Annotated in this window: 20 protein-coding genes; 13 read left to right on the top strand and 7 right to left on the bottom strand. The window is 33.2% G+C overall.

The features are described from left to right. Nucleotides 1-3: 3 nt before the first annotated feature. Nucleotides 4-1,026: a response regulator gene (locus ACLHDE_RS13275; RefSeq protein WP_415396881.1), complete on the bottom strand. Its 1,023-nt coding sequence runs from the start codon at nt 1,024-1,026 to the stop codon at nt 4-6. A 149-nt stretch (nt 1,027-1,175) separates the two neighbouring features. Next, nucleotides 1,176-3,584 (bottom strand): EAL and GGDEF domain-containing protein, encoded by a 2,409-nt coding sequence (locus ACLHDE_RS13270; protein WP_415396880.1) that lies wholly within the window; start codon nt 3,582-3,584, stop codon nt 1,176-1,178. 252 nt (nt 3,585-3,836) lie between these two features. On the opposite strand from ACLHDE_RS13270, the gene ACLHDE_RS13265 reads away from it, so the two are divergent. Then, nucleotides 3,837-5,102, top strand: a complete 1,266-nt coding sequence (locus ACLHDE_RS13265; RefSeq protein ID WP_415396879.1) for a malic enzyme-like NAD(P)-binding protein — start codon at nt 3,837-3,839, stop codon at nt 5,100-5,102. Here the strand turns inward: ACLHDE_RS13265 and ACLHDE_RS13260 are convergent, their stop codons facing one another. The 3 genes from ACLHDE_RS13260 to ACLHDE_RS13250 are packed head-to-tail and all read right to left on the bottom strand — an operon-like array spanning nt 5,103 to nt 8,730. Continuing rightward, nucleotides 5,103-7,190, bottom strand: a complete 2,088-nt coding sequence (locus ACLHDE_RS13260) for an EAL domain-containing protein (RefSeq protein ID WP_415396878.1) — start codon at nt 7,188-7,190, stop codon at nt 5,103-5,105. Then, on the bottom strand, nt 7,187-8,110 hold the full coding sequence (locus ACLHDE_RS13255) for a cytochrome-c peroxidase (RefSeq protein ID WP_415396877.1): 924 nt from the start codon (nt 8,108-8,110) through the stop codon (nt 7,187-7,189). The genes ACLHDE_RS13260 and ACLHDE_RS13255 overlap by 4 nt, the downstream gene beginning before the upstream one ends. A gap of 23 nt (nt 8,111-8,133) precedes the next feature. Further along, nucleotides 8,134-8,730, bottom strand: a complete 597-nt coding sequence (locus tag ACLHDE_RS13250) for an MqnA/MqnD/SBP family protein (protein WP_415398547.1) — start codon at nt 8,728-8,730, stop codon at nt 8,134-8,136. Between the two features lie 237 nt (nt 8,731-8,967). On the opposite strand from ACLHDE_RS13250, the gene ACLHDE_RS13245 reads away from it, so the two are divergent. The 4 genes from ACLHDE_RS13245 to ACLHDE_RS13230 are packed head-to-tail and all read left to right on the top strand — an operon-like array spanning nt 8,968 to nt 11,396. After that, on the top strand, nt 8,968-9,189 hold the full coding sequence (locus tag ACLHDE_RS13245) for a MoaD/ThiS family protein (protein ID WP_415396876.1): 222 nt from the start codon (nt 8,968-8,970) through the stop codon (nt 9,187-9,189). 3 nt (nt 9,190-9,192) lie between these two features. Then, nucleotides 9,193-9,630 (top strand): molybdopterin synthase catalytic subunit, encoded by a 438-nt coding sequence (locus ACLHDE_RS13240; protein WP_415396875.1) that lies wholly within the window; start codon nt 9,193-9,195, stop codon nt 9,628-9,630. Then, on the top strand, nt 9,627-10,844 hold the full coding sequence (locus ACLHDE_RS13235) for a molybdopterin molybdotransferase MoeA (protein WP_415396874.1): 1,218 nt from the start codon (nt 9,627-9,629) through the stop codon (nt 10,842-10,844). The genes ACLHDE_RS13240 and ACLHDE_RS13235 overlap by 4 nt, the downstream gene beginning before the upstream one ends. Then, nucleotides 10,845-11,396, top strand: coding sequence for a hypothetical protein (locus ACLHDE_RS13230; RefSeq protein ID WP_415396873.1), 552 nt, complete (start codon nt 10,845-10,847; stop codon nt 11,394-11,396). Here ACLHDE_RS13230 and ACLHDE_RS13225 read toward each other — a convergent pair. Together ACLHDE_RS13225 and ACLHDE_RS13220 are read right to left on the bottom strand one after the other, a co-directional pair. Next, nucleotides 11,393-11,941, bottom strand: a complete 549-nt coding sequence (locus ACLHDE_RS13225; protein ID WP_415396872.1) for a ribonuclease HII — start codon at nt 11,939-11,941, stop codon at nt 11,393-11,395. The genes ACLHDE_RS13230 and ACLHDE_RS13225 overlap by 4 nt on opposite strands. Before the next feature lie 121 nt (nt 11,942-12,062). Then, nucleotides 12,063-13,127, bottom strand: coding sequence for an ATP-binding protein (locus tag ACLHDE_RS13220; RefSeq protein WP_415396871.1), 1,065 nt, complete (start codon nt 13,125-13,127; stop codon nt 12,063-12,065). Between the two features lie 156 nt (nt 13,128-13,283). On the opposite strand from ACLHDE_RS13220, the gene rpsJ reads away from it, so the two are divergent. The 8 genes from rpsJ to rpsC are packed head-to-tail and all read left to right on the top strand — an operon-like array spanning nt 13,284 to nt 17,235. Further along, nucleotides 13,284-13,595 (top strand): 30S ribosomal protein S10, encoded by a 312-nt coding sequence (gene rpsJ, locus ACLHDE_RS13215; protein WP_194366916.1) that lies wholly within the window; start codon nt 13,284-13,286, stop codon nt 13,593-13,595. 9 nt (nt 13,596-13,604) lie between these two features. Next, nucleotides 13,605-14,180, top strand: coding sequence for a 50S ribosomal protein L3 (gene rplC / locus ACLHDE_RS13210; protein ID WP_415396870.1), 576 nt, complete (start codon nt 13,605-13,607; stop codon nt 14,178-14,180). After that, the gene (gene rplD, locus ACLHDE_RS13205; RefSeq protein WP_415396869.1) at nt 14,180-14,794 is read left to right on the top strand and encodes a 50S ribosomal protein L4; all 615 of its coding nucleotides are present in this window, start codon (nt 14,180-14,182) and stop codon (nt 14,792-14,794) included. The genes rplC and rplD overlap by 1 nt, the downstream gene beginning before the upstream one ends. After that, nucleotides 14,794-15,075 (top strand): 50S ribosomal protein L23, encoded by a 282-nt coding sequence (locus ACLHDE_RS13200; protein WP_415396868.1) that lies wholly within the window; start codon nt 14,794-14,796, stop codon nt 15,073-15,075. Before rplD ends, ACLHDE_RS13200 begins: the two co-directional genes overlap by 1 nt. A gap of 1 nt (nt 15,076) precedes the next feature. Beyond that, nucleotides 15,077-15,922: a 50S ribosomal protein L2 gene (gene rplB, locus ACLHDE_RS13195; RefSeq protein ID WP_415396867.1), complete on the top strand. Its 846-nt coding sequence runs from the start codon at nt 15,077-15,079 to the stop codon at nt 15,920-15,922. Next, nucleotides 15,922-16,197 carry a 30S ribosomal protein S19 gene (rpsS, locus tag ACLHDE_RS13190; protein WP_415396866.1) on the top strand — a complete coding sequence of 92 codons (276 nt, stop codon included), beginning with the start codon at nt 15,922-15,924 and terminating at the stop codon, nt 16,195-16,197. Before rplB ends, rpsS begins: the two co-directional genes overlap by 1 nt. A 2-nt stretch (nt 16,198-16,199) precedes the next feature. Then, nucleotides 16,200-16,517, top strand: a complete 318-nt coding sequence (rplV, locus tag ACLHDE_RS13185; RefSeq protein ID WP_415396865.1) for a 50S ribosomal protein L22 — start codon at nt 16,200-16,202, stop codon at nt 16,515-16,517. A gap of 1 nt (nt 16,518) precedes the next feature. Beyond that, nucleotides 16,519-17,235, top strand: a complete 717-nt coding sequence (gene rpsC / locus ACLHDE_RS13180; RefSeq protein ID WP_415396864.1) for a 30S ribosomal protein S3 — start codon at nt 16,519-16,521, stop codon at nt 17,233-17,235.

The raw sequence follows: 17,235 nt of genomic DNA, 5'->3' as shown, positions 1-17,235 counted from the left end.
GACCTAAAAAAATTCTATATTGCCATTATCATTACTATCTGAACTAGAGACAGCCATAATGATGAGATTTATATCACTAATAAAAGAGTTATTGAAAAAAGTAGGGTCATCAACTTTATTTCCCCATACTTTCACTCTGAAATTTTCAAGTGTGAAGTGTAAACTTTCAAAATACTCAGCTAGTTCATTTTGATTTTGCTTAACTGTGTCTATATTCTTTTTAATGTCTTCAGACAAAATTCTCATAGGAATAGCTAGTTCCATAAAAAGGGGGTACATGTTTAATATTGAAGCATATTTTTGTATAGCATCTGTAAAACTAAAAATATATTCCTCATCCATATCCTTAGATTTAAACATCATTTCTACATAAGTGTCCATTTCTTCACTTAAGTCTTTTAACTCATCAGAATCTTCATTATCCAACATTTCAAAGTAAGTCTGTTTCTTCTCTTCTTTTATCTGTTTTTGTTCAGATGTTTCTTTTGGCTTTATTTGAGCTTGTTGTATATTTTTATCTATCGCTATATGTTTTAACTTATTTTCAAGTATCCTTTTTTGTTTTTCAGACTCTTCATAAGCTTCCTCTATATTCGCATGATACTGTTCAATCAAAAGCTTATCATTTATAACAGAGCATACCTTATAAAAAGAATCTATCATTTTTTCTCTATCTACTGGCTTTAGTAAAAACTTATCAATACCTAAGTCTATAAGTGTTAGAAGAAGTTCAGGTTCATTATGTGCAGTTAAAGTGATAAAAGGGGGAGGAGATTCTTCTAATGTTAATATGGTCTTAAACATTTCAACACCATCTATATTGGGCATGTTTATATCGCTCATTATCAAATCAATTTTATTATTTTTAAAAAGTTCTATTCCCTCATATCCGTCTTTTGCAACATAAACATTTTTAAAAAATCTCTCTAATGATTTTACCATTCCTCTACGTAAACTTTCTTCATCTTCAGCATATAAGATACTAAGGTTTGATGTTATTTCTTTTAAGATTTTCGGGTCTGTCACTATAATCCTTTCTACTGTGTACTGAAAGTATTATACCAATTTAAATCAAAAATATTTATATGAATTTTCTCTTCAATCCTTTTTTTAAGTTGTTCAGGTTTTTTATTTTGAATATCATGTGACTTACATTTTGGATATATTTTAGAGAATTAAAAATTATCAACAAACTTTTTAAATTCATCTATTTCTATAGGTTTAGAGAAAAAGTATCCTTGTATTTTGTAACAGTGTAAATACTTTAAAGCATCAATATGTTCTTGTGTCTCAGAGCCTTCTGCTATAACATCTTTACCTAATGCACTAGCCATAGCAATAATAGTTGCTACTATAGATTTGTCATCTTCATCTTTATCAATATCTAGTACAAAACTACGATCTATCTTAATCGTTTGGGCAGGTAGTTTTTTAAGATAACTAAGTGATGAGTAACCAGTTCCAAAATCATCGATAGATAACTTGAAGCCTTTAAAAAATAATTCATTTAAAATAAGTAGAGCTTTATCTATATTTTTCATAATGTGAGATTCTGTAATTTCAAGTTCAACGTAACTTTTGTCAATACCTATTTCATCAACAAGTGAGCATATATCATCAACAAAATGTTCATCTTCTAACTGTTTAGAAGAGACATTTATAGATACTATTAGTATATGACCTGCTTGATGAAGTGCTTTTGTGTCAATAAGAGCTTGTTTTGCAATCCAGAGTCCTAAGCTATATATCTGTCCAGTTTCTTCTGATATAGCAATAAATTTATCAGGTTGAACAAGTCCAAGTTCAGGATGCTTCCAACGTGCTAGTGCTTCCATTCCATAAACTTTCTTTGTTTCTAGATTTACTTTTGGCTGATAGACTATAAATATTTCATTATTGCTAAGAGCATTACGTAAACCATATTCTAAAAAGAGACGTTCTGTGATTTTCTCATTCATATTTTGTGTAAAAAATTGAAAATTGTTCTTTCCATTTGCTTTTACTTGATGCATAGCAGTATCCGCAGCTTGTACAAGTTTCTCATAACTTTCACCATCATCAGGGTAGATACTTACACCCATACTCGCACCGGTATATACTTCTTTTTCTTCTATTATTATTGGTTTTTTAAATGCGGTAATAATTTTCTCAGCAATTGGAATCATATCCATAATAGAACTTACATCTTCTATTAAAATAGCAAACTCATCTCCACCTAAACGCGCAAGAGTGTCCTGCTCTTTAAGAGTAGATTTAATAGTTTTTGCAACTTCTATTAAAAATATATCACCCATTAGATGACCAAATATGTCATTTACATTTTTGAAGTTATCCATATCTATAAAGATAAGAGCCATTTTTTTATCATGACGTTTTGTGAAGGGCATTCTACTGACTACACGTTCTTCAAAAAGTGCTTTATTTGGAAGTTCTGTCAGCGCATCAAAATATGCTAGATTGTGAATGAGGTTTTCTTGCTCTTTTTTCTTGCTGACATCGTTTGTTATAGAGATATAGTTTGTTAAAGTGCCTTCATCATTATATAAAGCAATAATATGCATTTCTGCTGTATATCTTTCAGAACTTTTTTTACGGTCTATTATTTCACCGTTCCATTGTCCATTATGATTAATTTCATCCCACATTTTTTGATAGAATTCATTATCATGCCAACCTGAACTAAAAGCCTTTGGTGTTTTGTCTTTTAGTTCTTCATTTGTGTAGCCTGTTATCTTTGTAAATGCTTCATTAACTTTGATAATTCTTTGATCAGCATCTGTAATAACAACTCCATCACTCATTTTAGAAAAAACTTCAGATGCTAACATTACTTCATTTTGAGCCTTTTTTTGTTCTGTTATATCGTGAACAGTTCCAATTGATCTAATAACGTTTCCGTTTATATCAAACTCATGTTCGCATCTCTCTTCAACAAAGCCAATATCACCGTTTTTACGAACTATGCGGTGTGTAACATGATATCCGCGTTTATCTGCCACAGAGTCTGTATAGCTTGAATTTACAAGATTAATATCATCAGGATGAATATGTTTTAAAAATGCTTCATAGGTAGCATCAAACTCTTTAGGTTTTAGTCCAAATATACGATAGACTTCATCCGACCAAAATAGATGATTTGTAATTAAGTCTAGTTCCCAGTGACCAATATTAGCAAGTTCTTGTGCTTTGTTTAAACCATATTCCAGTTTTTTTAGGTGCTCTTTTCCTTCATTAAAATCTGTTATATCCCAGATTACTCCAAGTATAGCTATTATCTCACCATTGGAGTAGAGAGGTTTTCGCACAATTTCTATGGTTCTATATTTACCATCTATTAAAATAGACTCTATTTTTTCTATGGCTTGTTTATTTTGTATAACCAAAGCTTCATCAGTACGATATCTATCGGCAATCTCTTTTGGAAAAAAGTCTAAATCATTTTTTCCCATAATAGTAGTTGCTTCTTCTCCAATAAGTTTGGCATAAGCAGTATTTACAAAAAGATAAGTTGAATTAATATCTTTAACAAATATATTCTGTTCCAGTGAGTTTAGTATTAAATCATTATTAATATTGAATTTCATACAACCCTCTTTAATATATATATTTTTTTTATTACTAGATTCTATCAAATTGTTAATTAAAAGTTCTTTTAATTTTTTTTAAACTTAAATGTCTCATTTTATGCTCACTTTCTTGATATAAGTTGTAACATATTATTGTGATATTATAGAAACTAGGAATAGTTATTTTATAAATTATCATAACTTATACAAAAGTGTATATAAATTTATATTAAGCTATAATTGAAAAAATAAAATTTAGGATTTTGTCTTATGTCTAAAACACCTACAACGGATCAAGAAGCTCTTGATTATCATGAATTTCCAAAACCTGGAAAAATATCAGTAGAGACTACAAAGCCAATGGCTACTCAAAAAGATTTATCATTAGCATATACTCCAGGTGTAGCTGTACCATGTTTGGCAATAGAGGCAAATCCTGAAGATGCTTACAGATATACTGCTAAAAAGAACCTAGTAGCTGTTATTTCAAACGGAACAGCAGTTCTAGGGCTTGGAAATATCGGTGCATTAGCATCTAAGCCGGTTATGGAAGGTAAGGGAGTATTGTTTAAAAATTTCTCAGGACTTGATTGTTTTGATATTGAAGTAGATACTGAGAGTATAGACAGGTTTTGTTCTGTTGTAACAGCAATCGCTCCAACTTTTGGTGGAATTAACTTAGAAGATATAAAAGCACCTGAGTGTTTTGAGATAGAAAGAAGACTTGTAGAAGAATTAGATATTCCAGTAATGCATGACGATCAACACGGAACAGCAGTTATTTCATCTGCCGCTATTATAAACGCTTGTGTAGTAACACATAGAAAGATTGAAGATCTGAAAATCGTAGTTGTTGGAGCAGGTGCCGCTGCAATCTCATGTGCGAGACTTTACAGAAAACTTGGAGCTAGAGAGATTTATATGCTTGATTCTAAAGGTGTTATTCACAATGGTAGAAGTGATTTAAATGATTATAAAAGAGAGTTTTGTGCAGGAGGCTATATGACTCACGCAGAAGTTTTTGATTGTGCTGATGTTGTTGTAGGACTTTCAAGACCTGGTACATTTACAATAGCAGATATTATGACTATGGCGAATGAGCCAATAGTATTTACTCTAGCAAACCCAACACCTGAAATTTTTCCTCAGGATGTTATTGAAGCTAGATCAGATGCTATTGTCGCAACTGGTAGAAGTGACTTTGATAACCAAGTAAATAACGTTTTAGGTTTTCCATTTATATTTAGAGGTGCAATGGATGTTCGAGCAAAAAAGATAAATGATGAGATGAAACTTGCAGCTGCACACGCACTGGCAAGCTTAGCTCGAAGTGAAGTACCAAAAGATATTAATGAGTTATATGGCAAAGAGTTTAAGTTTGGTAAAAACTATCTTATCCCTAAGCCGTTTGACAAAAGACTTATAGTAGAAATCTCTAGTGCTGTAGCACAGGCTGCCGTAGATAGTGGTGCGTCAGATATGAAAAACTTTAACATTAAAGATTACAAAAAAGAATTGGCTAAAATATTAAAGTAGTTATATAACTACTCTGTCATCCTTTAGAGGTCTCTCTACTGGTTGGCTGAAGTAATATCCTTGTGCATATTCCACACCAATCTCTTTAAGTAAAAGTGCTACCTCTCTTGTCTCAACAAATTCAGCAATATTTTTCATATTCATTCCATTAGAGAACTTATGGATGCTAGTTAACATATGAAGTTTCTTATTATTTGTCTCTATCTCATTAACAATTGATCCATCAATCTTTACCAAATCAATATCTAGGTTTGAAAAGTATGAGAAGTTAGAATAGCCTGTCCCAAAATCATCTATAAGAATTTTTGAGCCAAATACATGAAGTTTGGTGATGAAGTCTTGAACGATTTGTAAGTTTTGTAGATTCTCTGATTCTACTAGTTCAATGTCTAGTCTGTTTGCTACATCAGGGTTTGCATTTAAAGTTTCAAATAACATATTTGTCAGTTTAGCATCTAGTATATCTATCATAGAAATATTTATAGAAAATCTATATTGAGGGAACTCTTGTGCCATTTTGAGAGTTTTTTCTATCATCGTTTTAGTGATGAAGTGGTAGTATGAACTTTTTTTAGAAATATCTAAAAATTTATATGGTTGAAGAAATATTCCATCTTCAAGTTTTAGTCTAACAAGAGCTTCATATTTTTCTATTTTAGATGTCTTAAGATTAATAATAGGCTGGAAAAAAGGAACTATTCTATCGTCTTTTATGGCAGTTTTAATCTGCTCAATAGTATCCATATTTTCTTTTACATCTGTTTTAAGATTTAGGTTGTCGTTATACTCCAGAATTCTCTTTGTATGGTCTTTTTTAAGTAGTTTTAGTGCTAAGTCTGTATTTTCTAAAATTGGGACTATAGAGTTGCTTGCAATACTAACTAACAGATGAAGAGTCAAGTCATAAACTATAAAGTCATAGTTTGATATCTTATTCTCTAGCATTGTTGCAATCTCATATGCTTGTTCATTTGAGATATTATTAAATAAAATTCCAAACTCATCCCCACCAAGACGATAGATACAAGTATTATCACGATTAGAAAATTCATCTTTTAAAATTTGCGCTAATTCTTGAAGTATTACATTACCTACATCATTTCCATAGATATCATTTATATATTTAAAACCATCAATATTTACAATAAGAAGGTGAGGCTTTCTAATATTTTGTAACTGAATCTCAAATGATCTTCTATTATGTAAGTCTGTTAAGTGGTCATAAGAGAGTGAGTGTTCTAGTGAAGCTGTAGTCTCCTTTAGTTTTTTGTTTTCTTTTAGGTATTTTGCAAAGAGTACAATTATGAGAGACAAAGATGAGATAAAGACACTAAAGAGTATAAATGCAAACATATCAAGTGCTTTAAAATCACTTAGTGCAACTATTGAAAACTCTTTTTTTAACTTCTCTAAATAGCTGTGAATATCGTTATTTAGAACAGCTTTTGTTGTCTGTATAAATATCGGATATCTGTTTATAAGGTACTTGGAATGAAGATTGAAGTTCTCAACAAAACTTTGGGTATTAGCATCACTTGAATTAGATGTTAGTAAAAAATCATTATGATTTATATAGTCAAGATCTTGCATTTTTTTTGTATCGTTGAAGTGTTTTAAAATCTTTGAAGCATGTATGAAAAGATTTAAATCTTTGTTCTGAAGAAAAGTTGCTTCATCTATATGCCTGCTTAAAAATATCAAAGAGTTTTTTATGCCCGCGTTTAACATAATATACTCTTCTATATTTTGTAGATTAAGGTTTATATTCTTTTTAAGTGATAATAGACTTTTCTTAGTTTGTATGTATGTAGGGTTATTTAATATTTCAGACCCTGTTAAATCTCTATAGTTTTTCTCAATCATGTTTATAGTGGATGACATCTCATCTTGGTTGTGATAAGCATAGATTGAGTTTTGAAGTATTTGGTGTTCTAGGTCAATATGAGAATTTTCTAGTGTGTTTACAGATAGAAGAAACTCTCTGTGATGTTTGGTAAAATCTTTTTGGATGATGTAGAAGTATACGATGGCAATAGATGATATTATCCCAATACCCAGTACTATAAACATAATTTGTTTTAGTTTCATTTTTCTTCCAGTATTTTAGGTTTCTCGCCATCAAGGGTTTTCAAAAAAGCTATTATTTTTTCAACTTCTTTGTCTTTAAGTTTAACCCCTAAATTATGCTTAGCCATTATAGTCAAAGCTTCTTTTAGTGTTTTTGCGCTTCCATCATGAAAGTATGGTGCTGTTTTGTTTATATTTCGTAATGTTGGAACTTTAAATACATTCTTATGATTTGGATTGTTAGTAATCTTGCTTCTATCGGGATAATTACTCTCAACCTCATACTCCAAGAATGTACCCATCTTCTGAAATGAATTACCGCCGATATTTATGCCATTATGGCAAGTTATACAGCCATTTTGTTTAAAAAGTATATAGCCTTCTTTTTCATCTTTTGTTAGTTTAATCTCATCTCTTAAAAATTTATCAAATCTTGAGTTTGGTGTAGTTAGCGCATTTTCAAACTCCACTATAGCTTCAAGAATTTGAGCGTAGGAAATATGTGAAGTTCCATATACTAACTTAAATAGTTTTTTATACTCTAGAGACTCATTTATCCTATTTTCAACAGTTTTAGCATCCATGTTGTGTTCAGCTGGGTTATTTATAGGACCATCAGCTTGTTGTGTAAGGTTTCTTGCTCGTCCATTCCAAAACTGCTTAAAGTTATATCTGGAGTTTAAAACTGTAGGTGATTGAATATTGCCTTTTTTATTTGCAAAACCGCTTGAGACAACATTTGCATCTGCTCCGCCTTTAAAAATATCGTGACAACTAATGCACGCAGTTGAATTGTCTTTAGAAAGAATAGTGTCAGAAAATAGTTTTTGACCTAATTTCGCTTTTGCTAAATTAACTTTTATGTCTGTAGGTATTGGTGAAATCGGTTCACTTGCACAAAGAGCCAGTGAAATAAGTAGTGTTAAAAATGTCTTTATCATTAAGACATTTTAACATAAAATTGTCAGTTTTTGACATTTTTATAAAAAAAAGAGAGACCTTTTTGTGCTTTAATGTCTAAATCATACGATATATAGGAGAGATAGTTCAGTATATCTTTTTTTGAAATTTCTGTTCTTTTTGAAGCTTCAGTTAGAAGGTATTGAGGAATTTTAACTCTTTGTTTTAAAAATTGTCTCTCAATACTTTTATATAGTTGTTGGTCTTTGTGATAACAAAGAAGAGCAAAAACAAATGGAAGTTTATATCTAGAGTTCCACTCAGCAGCTAAATCTATGTAAGGCTTATTTTGTAAATAGTGTTTAAGAGCTTTATCTCCGATAAGTACTTTACCTTTGATATCTAAAATCTGAGCCAGTACATTTGAGCTAGCAGACTCCATATCGGCTTCATTTTGCACATCCGGGACTACTATAACACTTAGAACTTCTTTTTTTGCGATGATTCCAAGGTTTACATATCTGTATTTTTTTGCATGAATGCTTGAAATAAAGGCTGCATCTACTCTGCGAGATAGGAATTTTTTATTGATTACTGCTGGAACACCACGCCTATAATGCATACTCATACTCTGCTGAGAACTCCTAGTAAAGCGTTTCATGAAAACATGAAAAGGTAGTAAGTTTAAATACTCTATTTTTCCAAAAACCAAATCAAACTCCCTTATAAATTGAGTGAAATTATACATGACTTAACTTATCTTTGATATAATCGCTCTAATAATTTCACTTTAGTCACCTCAGCGGTGCAAGCGAAGTAAAAGGGACCTTGTTCATTTTACGGACTAATTAATGGAGGTTGCCTTCATTTTATAGAATAAAATTAAGGAGATGACGGTATGGTTAAAGTAGAGTTTTTAGGTCCTATTCAAAAAGAGTCTTTAGAGTTGGAAATTACAAATTTAAATGAATTAGCAATAATATTACAAGATGATACGCAGATGCAAGAGTGGTTAGAAAACTCAGCGGTTGCAGTAAACGATACGCTTGTCAGTAGTATAGATTTTACTTTAAAAGATGGTGACAGAGTAGCACTACTTCCTCCAGTTTGTGGAGGCTGATATATGCTATACCTTTTTGATGGTTCCTTAGATGTGCCAACTATTTTAAAAGATTGGTATGAGCAGGAAACTACTAGTAACTATGGTGCTTATATCCCTTTTGTTGGAACGGTAAGAAGCGAAGATGAAATAGATGGGCTTAGCTTTGATATTTACGAACCTATTTTACAAAAGTGGTTTAATGAGTGGCAAGAAAAGGCAAAAGAAAAAGGTGCAGTAATAAAAATGGCACACTCTAAGGGAGATGTTATGCTTCATGAATCATCTTACATAGCTGCAGTCTTTTCTCCAAAAAGACGCGTTGCATTAGAATTTATAGATGAGTTTGTTGAAGATTTTAAAGCATCTGCACCTATTTGGAAGTATGACTTAAGAGATGGAAAAAGAATCTATGCTAAAGAGAGATCAACAGCGATTAAAGGGAGTGGATTATTGTCATGAAACTATTATCTTATGAAACAAGCCAAAACATGTTAGATTTATTAGATATTGGCAGCTTTAGAAGTGAAAACTTACCATTGAGTTCTACTCTAGGAAGAATTCTAGCTGATAATATCGTAGCAGAATATAATGATCCTCAATTTCCAACAGCGTCTATGGATGGTTATGCTGTTAAACACACTGACTTAGACAGGGATAGCATTTCGATACTTGGAGATAATCCCGCAGGAAATGATGAAAGAAGAGTTCTAGTAGAGGGAGAGTGTATTAAGACTTTTACAGGTTCTATGATGCCAGATGGTGCAGATACTCTTATTCAGATAGAAAATGTTAGTGTAAGCGAGAACAGCGACAAAATCTATATAGATGAAAAAGTTAATTTTGGATCTTCTGTCCGTCCTATTGGTGAAGGATATAAAGCAGGAGACGTACTTATAAAAAAAGGTACGAAAATTGGCTTTGCTGAGATTGGTGTTATGGCGGGTCTTAACAAAGTGATGGTAAAAGTTGCTCTTAAACCTAGAGTTGCTGTTATCTCTACTGGTAGTGAGATTTTAGATCTTGGTGAGCAGAGCGATAATCCTGCGCAGATTAGAAGTTCTAATAACTATACTCTATGTGCTTTGTTTGAGCAAGCCGGAGCTGAAGCTATACAGCTTGGAACTGCTCCTGATGATAGAGATGAGATAATGCAGACTTTTGAAAATGCTCTTGCATCTGCTGATATACTTATCAGTACAGGTGGTGTAAGCGTGGGTGATTATGACTTTGTAAAAGATATAGTTCCACGTCTTGGTGCTGAAGTAATCTATAAGGGTGTAGCTATTAAGCCAGGAAAGCATATTATGGTTGCACAAAGGGAAGGTAAGTTTATTTTAGCACTTCCTGGTTTTGCTTACTCTTCAACCGTAGTTTCTATACTTTACGGACTACCTCTTATATCTAAGATGCTAGGCAAAAGTGAACCATATAAAAGAGTAGAAGCAAAACTAAGTCAAAGATTTACAAAAAGAAGTCGTTTAACAGAATTCACAGCATGTAATGTTGAGGTTGTTGATGGTGAGTATTTTGTAAATTTCGTAGATAAAAAAGTTGGAAGTTCTGCAATACTTACTAATATGTTAAATAATAGTGCATTGATGGTAACTGGAGAAGAAGATGGTGACCTGGAAGAGGGCACTTTTGTAAATGTAATTTTATTGGAGAATTTTTAAATGAAAGCATATTCGATAGACTCAACTACGCGAGAAGTAAAAGAGATAGATATAGAGATGCAAGCTAATACTGTATATAGCTTTTTTAACTCTATTTTAACAGATGAACTATCTACACTTAATAAACATACTATTCATAGTGATGCGGATGCTGTGTCAAAAAATATGGAGCCATATTTTATAGGTGAACAACTTATAGTTGGAAATGCACTTATTGTAGGTAAAGATGGTTTGTTTGATACGGATGCAAGTATTCTAAAAGATGAGCTAGAATCACTTATTAGTTATGACGTAACACCTTTTTATAGACAAGTATTAAATCTTATTAAAGATACAGATATCAATTTATATAAAATATTTGAAGTTACAAAAGAAGAAGAAGATATCAAACTAAATACTGAATGGGTTATTTATGTCTTTAATATGGCTGATGACAGAACTAAAGAGTACTTTTTAGAGGAACTTCAAAAAGCAGTGGAGACAAAAAAAGATATTACAATTCATATGCAAAATATGGCAATTTTAGCTTTAAACGCAACTCAAAATAGTTAAAATAGTGAAGCTTGTAGAGCCTTAAGTTTATAGCTTCTTCTGTGAATATCGCAGTAACCATACTTTTTAATCATCTCAACATGAAGAGCTGTTCCATATCCTTTATGTTTTTCAAACTGATACTGGGGGTATTTTTTTGCTTCTTTAACTATATCTCTATCATGTGTTACTTTTGCAAGTATAGATGCCGCACTAACTTCGGCAACTTTACCATCTGCTTTTATCATTGTAGGAAGTCCAGCAACTCCAAAATTAGAGTTACCGTCAAAGAGATACTCTTCGCACTTTAAGTTCTTAATAATCTCTTCAAGCCCACGCTTAATGCAAAGTGATATTCCATCAGCATCTATAGTCTGAGGAGAGATTTTTACTATATGATAAAAAGAGTCTTTAATTATAAGCTCATAAAGAGCTTCCCTTTTTCTCTCACTAAGTTTTTTAGAATCATTTAGCCCATCTATATGAGAGTTTAAAATACATCCAGCCATCACCATATCTCCAGCTATCGGTCCTCGTCCAGCCTCATCAATTCCACATAATCCCATTAATATTTCCTCTGAATAATTTGTTATATTTTTTTCAAACCCCTGCAACTTAAGGGTCAAAATCTATGATTTTGGGGTACCCAAAGTGAAGCCGTTTGGAGAAAGTATAAATAAATATACTTTAATCCCCTAGTGCCCATATATCGAATGGTAGCATCTCCACCTTTGAAAATGGATGACTTACGCTTCCTTCTCTATTCATTGTAATTGCTGTAACTTTTTTAATAGAGTAACTAAAAATAAATGCTTCTATGGCTTCCATCTTTTTAAAGAGTGTTCTTTCATCCGCAAATGGTTTACAAAGTATAATTTCATCTCTTGAAGGAATATAAAAGTCAATACCATCATCATAATAGGACTCAATACCAGATTTTAAAAGTTCTAAAAAAACCATGTTCTCAAAAAGCCTACCAAAGTGTTTATCAAGACTAAGTGCTGGCTTTAGAGATATATCACATAGGTAAATCTTTTTTGTAGCCTTGGGATGATTGTTTTTCTCTAGAAGGTGTATGTAGTTTTTAGTATTTAAGCTTTCATATGATTTATATAACTTGTCCTTAGATACTTTTCTACTCTGTTTAAGTCTTTCATAGATAGAGTAAGGAGACAGCTTCTGCGCCATCATCTTTGCGCAAAGAATGAGTATATCAAACTCCATCTCATCCAAAGCATACTTTAGCGTCTTTTGAATATATATATTCCTTTCATCGCTATGAACCTTATGCATAGAAGCAAAGCCACCAAGCTGAAAAAAATGGTTTAGTGCTGTTGAATCATACTTGTGCTCATATGCCAAAAACTCTTCATAATCAAGCGGGTATAACTGTATAGTAGTTAAATACTCTATTTCAAGATGTACTTCAGAGCATATTATGAGCTGAGTTACATTTGGTATTTTAATCTCTTTTTTGTAGTTATCTAAAACCAAAGTGTCTATTTTGTTTTGATTACAAAATCTTGTAAGAGTTTTGTTCAGTTCTTCTATATCTATTCTGACATCATCGCAATCTATATAAAGGTAGCTATTTTTCTTTAAACCTAAAAGATAATTTTTGACTAATTTGCTCTTTCCACTTTGAGTAATTCCGTTTATCTGATAACTTAAATCTTCCAAGTAGACTTTTCTAAAGTGAAATTTATCTAAAGATATATCAGTTTTAAATAGTTCTTGTAGTAGTATTTCCATAAAGTAATTTTATCATTTCCTTACTTAAAGGAAACAAATTTTAAGGAATTTCACTTTTTACCCCCTAAAACCTTGAATATCAGCTTTTGTTTGGATACAATTCCGTTCCCTTAATATAGTTAGGCAAGACCTAACGAGTTCTTTAGAAGGAAAAACATGGAAAAAATTCGTTTAAAATTGAAAGCTTACGATCATCGTGTATTAGATAGATCAGTAGCATCAATCGTTGAGGCTGTAAAGCGTACAGGTGCCGTAATTCGTGGCCCGATCCCTTTACCAACAAAGATTCGTAAATATACAGTATTGAAATCAGTTCACGTTAACAAAAAAGCTCGTGAGCAATTTGAAATTCGTATGCACGCTAGAGTTATAGACATTGTTTCGGCTACGCCAGAGACTGTAGATTCTCTAATGAAGCTTGATCTTGCACCGGAAGTGGACGTTGAAGTTCGCTCTATGGATAAGTAGGAGTAGGTCGTGGAATATATTGTTGAAAAAATCGGTATGAGCCGTACAATCACAGTACCAAGTAAACCTGTTACTCTATTAAGAGTTTTAGATGCGAAAGTATGTGAAGTTAATGAAGGCATCGCAATTGTAGCTTACAACAGCGGTAAAAAAATGAATAAGTCAATTGAAGGTCAGCAAAAGAAATACAGCCTTTCATCTGAGTTTAACCGTCTAGTTACTTTAGAAGTAGCTAACACTGAAGCTGGTGATTTAGATTTAACACCTTTAGCAGATGCTAAAGTTTTAAAATCTACTTTTACTACTAAAGGTCGCGGTTTTGCTGGAGCAATGAAACGTTGGAATTTCTCTGGTGGTCCTGCATCTCACGGTCATAGATTTGGTCGTAGAACAGGTTCAATCGGTATGGCAGAATGGCCAGGTCGTGTAATGAAAGGTAAGAAAATGCCAGGACATTACGGAAATACACAAAATAGTGTTAAGAATGAGATCGTTTCTTTCGACGCTGAAAACAACATCATCGCGGTGTCTGGTTCAGTTTCTGGAGCTAACGGTGCTCTAGGTCGTGTAAAGGTAGCTAAATAATGAGCGCAATCGTTTTAAATAATAAAATGGAAAAAGCATCTGAGTTAGCACTACCGGAGAGTTTTTCTGGTATTAATCCTCATAACTTATACTTGTATGTAAAGTCAGCTCAGGCTGCACAACGTGCAAATAACGCTACTACAAAAGGTAGAAGTGAAGTTAGAGGTGGTGGTAAGAAACCATGGGCTCAAAAAGGTGGCGGTCGCGCTCGTGCTGGTTCACGTCGTTCTCCTATCTTTGTGGGTGGTGGTAAAGCATTTGGTTCTAAGAACAATCGTAATTATGACCTTAAAGTTAATAAGAAGCAAAAGAAACTTGCTCTTAACTTTGCTCTTAACGAGCATGCACAAAACGGTAGTCTTTTCATCGTTGACAACATTGAAATCGCATCTGGTAAAACTAAAGATGCAGCGGCAATGTTTAAAGCACTAAATCAAAGAGATGTACTAATAGTTAAATCTCTTTTAGATGAAAATACTTTTTTAGCGTTTGAGAATCTTTCAAGTACTTATGTAATTGAATCAAATGAATTAAATGCTTATTTAGCTGCTAACTATCGCTCAATAGTGATCGAAAAAGCGGTATGGGAAAATCTTGTAGGTGAGGCTAAATAATGGCAGATATTACAGATATTAAATCTATACTATATACAGAAAAGACTTTAGGTATGCAAGAAGACAACGTTATCGTTGTACAAACTTCTCCACGTATGACTAAAACAGGTCTTAAAGAGGTTTTTCGTGAGTATTTTGGAATTATTCCAACTAATATAAACTCACTTAATCAAAGCGGAAAAGTTAAAAGATTCCGTGGTGTTGCTGGTAAACAAAATGACTTCAAAAAGTTTTATGTTAAGTTACCAGAGGGTGCACAAATAGAAAGTTTGGCGGTATAAGATGGCAATTAAAACTTATAGACCGATAACTCCATCTCGTCGTTTTTACACTAATGTTGATAGTTCAGACATTACTGCAAAAGCAAGCGTTCGTTCATTACTTGTTAAGTTACCTACTCATTCAGGTCGTAACAACAATGGTCGTATCACATCTCGTCATAGACAAGCTGGTGCTAAAAAGATTTACCGTATTGTTGATTTCAAAAGAAATAAATTTGATATCCCTGCAACTGTAAGTGCTATTGAGTACGATCCATATCGTAACTGTCGTATTGCACTTGTAAATTATGCTGATGGTGAGAAGAGATATATTCTTCAACCAAAAGACTTAATCGTTGGTGATATAATTTCTTCTGCTGAGTCTGGTTTAGATATTAAACCTGGTAATACAATGAAGTTAAAAAATATTCCGGTTGGTACATTGATTCACAATATTGAGCTTAAAACTGGTAAGGGCGGACAAATGTGTCGTGCTGCTGGAACTTCTGCTCAGATTATGGGTCGTGATGGTAAATATGTTTCACTTCGTATGCCTTCATCTGAAATGCGTTTAGTATTAGGCGAATGTCTAGCTACTATCGGTTCAGTTGGTAACGAAGAGTTTGGTAACATAGTTATCGCTAAAGCTGGTCGTCAAAGACATTTAGGTATTCGTCCTCAAACTCGTGGTTCAGCAATGAATCCAATTGATCACCCGCATGGTGGTGGTGAAGGTAAAACGAACTCAGGTCGTCATCCAGTTACTCCATGGGGTAAACCAACGAAGGGTGCTAAAACTCGTCGTAAGAAAGCTAGTGATAAACTTATTATTACTCGCCGTAAACCAAATGCAAAAAGGGTAGGCTAATGGCTCGTTCAGTAAAAAAAGGTCCATTTGTTGATGACCATTTAATGAAAAAAGTTGAAACAGCTAAAGCTGAAGGCAACAAGAAACCTATTAAAACTTGGTCAAGAAGATCTATGATCATTCCTGCAATGGTTGGGTTTACATTAAATGTTCACAACGGACGTCAATTCGTTCCTGTTCATGTATCAGAGAACCATATTGGTTATAAACTTGGTGAATTCGCACCAACACGTACATTCAAGGGCCATAAGGGCTCTGTTCAGAAGAAGGTGTAGTCATGGCTAGAGCATTATTAAAGTTTATCCGTGTATCACCAATTAAATCTCGCCTTATCGCAAGAGAAGTTCAAGGTATGAATGCAGAACTTGCATTAGCATCTTTAGAATTTACTCCTAACAAGGCAGCTAAAATTATCGCTAAAGTAATCGCTTCTGCAGTTGCTAACAGTGGTAATGAAGCTGAAGATTGTACTATTACATCATGTCGTATTGATAATGGTCCAGTTCTTAAAAGATTCAGACCACGTGCACGTGGTATGGCATCTGGAATCAGAAAGCCAACCGCACACATCTTAGTAGAAGTAGAGGGTAAATAATATGGGTCAAAAAGTTAATCCTATTGGTTTACGTCTTGGTATCAACCGTAATTGGGAGAGCCGTTGGTTCCCTGATTTTAAAACTGCTCCGGCAGCTTTAGGTGAAGATCACAAGATTCGTACATTTTTGAAAAAAGAGCTTTACTATGCTGGTGTTGCTAACATCATTATAGAAAGAACAATTAAGAGACTTCGTGTAACTATCGTTGCAGCTCGCCCTGGTATCATTATTGGTAAAAAAGGTGCGGACATTGAAAAACTTAAGACTTCACTTCAAAAGTTAATTGGTAAAACAGTTTCTGTTAATATCAAAGAAGAGAAAAAAGCTCAAACTTCAGCACAACTTGTTGCTGAGAATGTAGCTACTCAATTAGAGCGTCGTGTTGCTTTTAGACGTGCTATGAAAAAAGTTATGCAAGGTGCACAACGTTCTGGCGCTAAAGGTATCAAAATTGCAGTTGCAGGTCGTCTTGGTGGAGCTGAAATGGCTCGTACTGAGTGGTACTTAGAGGGACGTGTTCCTTTACATACACTTCGTGCAAAAATTGATTATGGTTTTGCTGAAGCTCATACTACATACGGTATTATCGGTGTTAAAGTATGGATTTTCAAAGGTGAGGTACTTACTAAAGGTATTCCTGCAGAAGCAAAAGAAGAAAAACAAGAGCGTCCACGTAAACGTGCTCCAAGACGCGAAAATAACGAAAAGGCTGAATAA

The organism is Sulfurimonas iocasae (assembly GCF_047716755.1).
Lineage (GTDB): Bacteria > Campylobacterota > Campylobacteria > Campylobacterales > Sulfurimonadaceae > Sulfurimonas.
Note: the sequence above shows the minus strand (reverse complement) of the source record. Positions and strands in the feature narration are given on the sequence as shown.

Bases quoted from the DNA above. Each gene is read 5' to 3' on its own strand.
- rplD (WP_415396869.1), top strand. From the start codon at position 14,180: ATGAGCGCAATCGTTTTAAATAATAAAATGGAAAAAGCATCTGAGTTA.
- ACLHDE_RS13220 (WP_415396871.1), bottom strand. From the start codon at position 13,127: ATGGAAATACTACTACAAGAACTATTTAAAACTGATATATCTTTAGAT.
- ACLHDE_RS13260 (WP_415396878.1), bottom strand. From the start codon at position 7,190: ATGAAACTAAAACAAATTATGTTTATAGTACTGGGTATTGGGATAATA.
- ACLHDE_RS13200 (WP_415396868.1), top strand. From the start codon at position 14,794: ATGGCAGATATTACAGATATTAAATCTATACTATATACAGAAAAGACT.
- ACLHDE_RS13230 (WP_415396873.1), top strand. From the start codon at position 10,845: ATGAAAGCATATTCGATAGACTCAACTACGCGAGAAGTAAAAGAGATA.
- ACLHDE_RS13270 (WP_415396880.1), bottom strand. From the start codon at position 3,584: ATGAAATTCAATATTAATAATGATTTAATACTAAACTCACTGGAACAG.
- rpsS (WP_415396866.1), top strand. From the start codon at position 15,922: ATGGCTCGTTCAGTAAAAAAAGGTCCATTTGTTGATGACCATTTAATG.
- rplV (WP_415396865.1), top strand. From the start codon at position 16,200: ATGGCTAGAGCATTATTAAAGTTTATCCGTGTATCACCAATTAAATCT.
- ACLHDE_RS13255 (WP_415396877.1), bottom strand. From the start codon at position 8,110: ATGATAAAGACATTTTTAACACTACTTATTTCACTGGCTCTTTGTGCA.
- rpsJ (WP_194366916.1), top strand. From the start codon at position 13,284: ATGGAAAAAATTCGTTTAAAATTGAAAGCTTACGATCATCGTGTATTA.
- ACLHDE_RS13265 (WP_415396879.1), top strand. From the start codon at position 3,837: ATGTCTAAAACACCTACAACGGATCAAGAAGCTCTTGATTATCATGAA.
- ACLHDE_RS13240 (WP_415396875.1), top strand. From the start codon at position 9,193: ATGCTATACCTTTTTGATGGTTCCTTAGATGTGCCAACTATTTTAAAA.
- ACLHDE_RS13225 (WP_415396872.1), bottom strand. From the start codon at position 11,941: ATGGGATTATGTGGAATTGATGAGGCTGGACGAGGACCGATAGCTGGA.
- rpsC (WP_415396864.1), top strand. From the start codon at position 16,519: ATGGGTCAAAAAGTTAATCCTATTGGTTTACGTCTTGGTATCAACCGT.
- ACLHDE_RS13250 (WP_415398547.1), bottom strand. From the start codon at position 8,730: ATGAAACGCTTTACTAGGAGTTCTCAGCAGAGTATGAGTATGCATTAT.
- ACLHDE_RS13235 (WP_415396874.1), top strand. From the start codon at position 9,627: ATGAAACTATTATCTTATGAAACAAGCCAAAACATGTTAGATTTATTA.
- ACLHDE_RS13245 (WP_415396876.1), top strand. From the start codon at position 8,968: ATGGTTAAAGTAGAGTTTTTAGGTCCTATTCAAAAAGAGTCTTTAGAG.
- rplB (WP_415396867.1), top strand. From the start codon at position 15,077: ATGGCAATTAAAACTTATAGACCGATAACTCCATCTCGTCGTTTTTAC.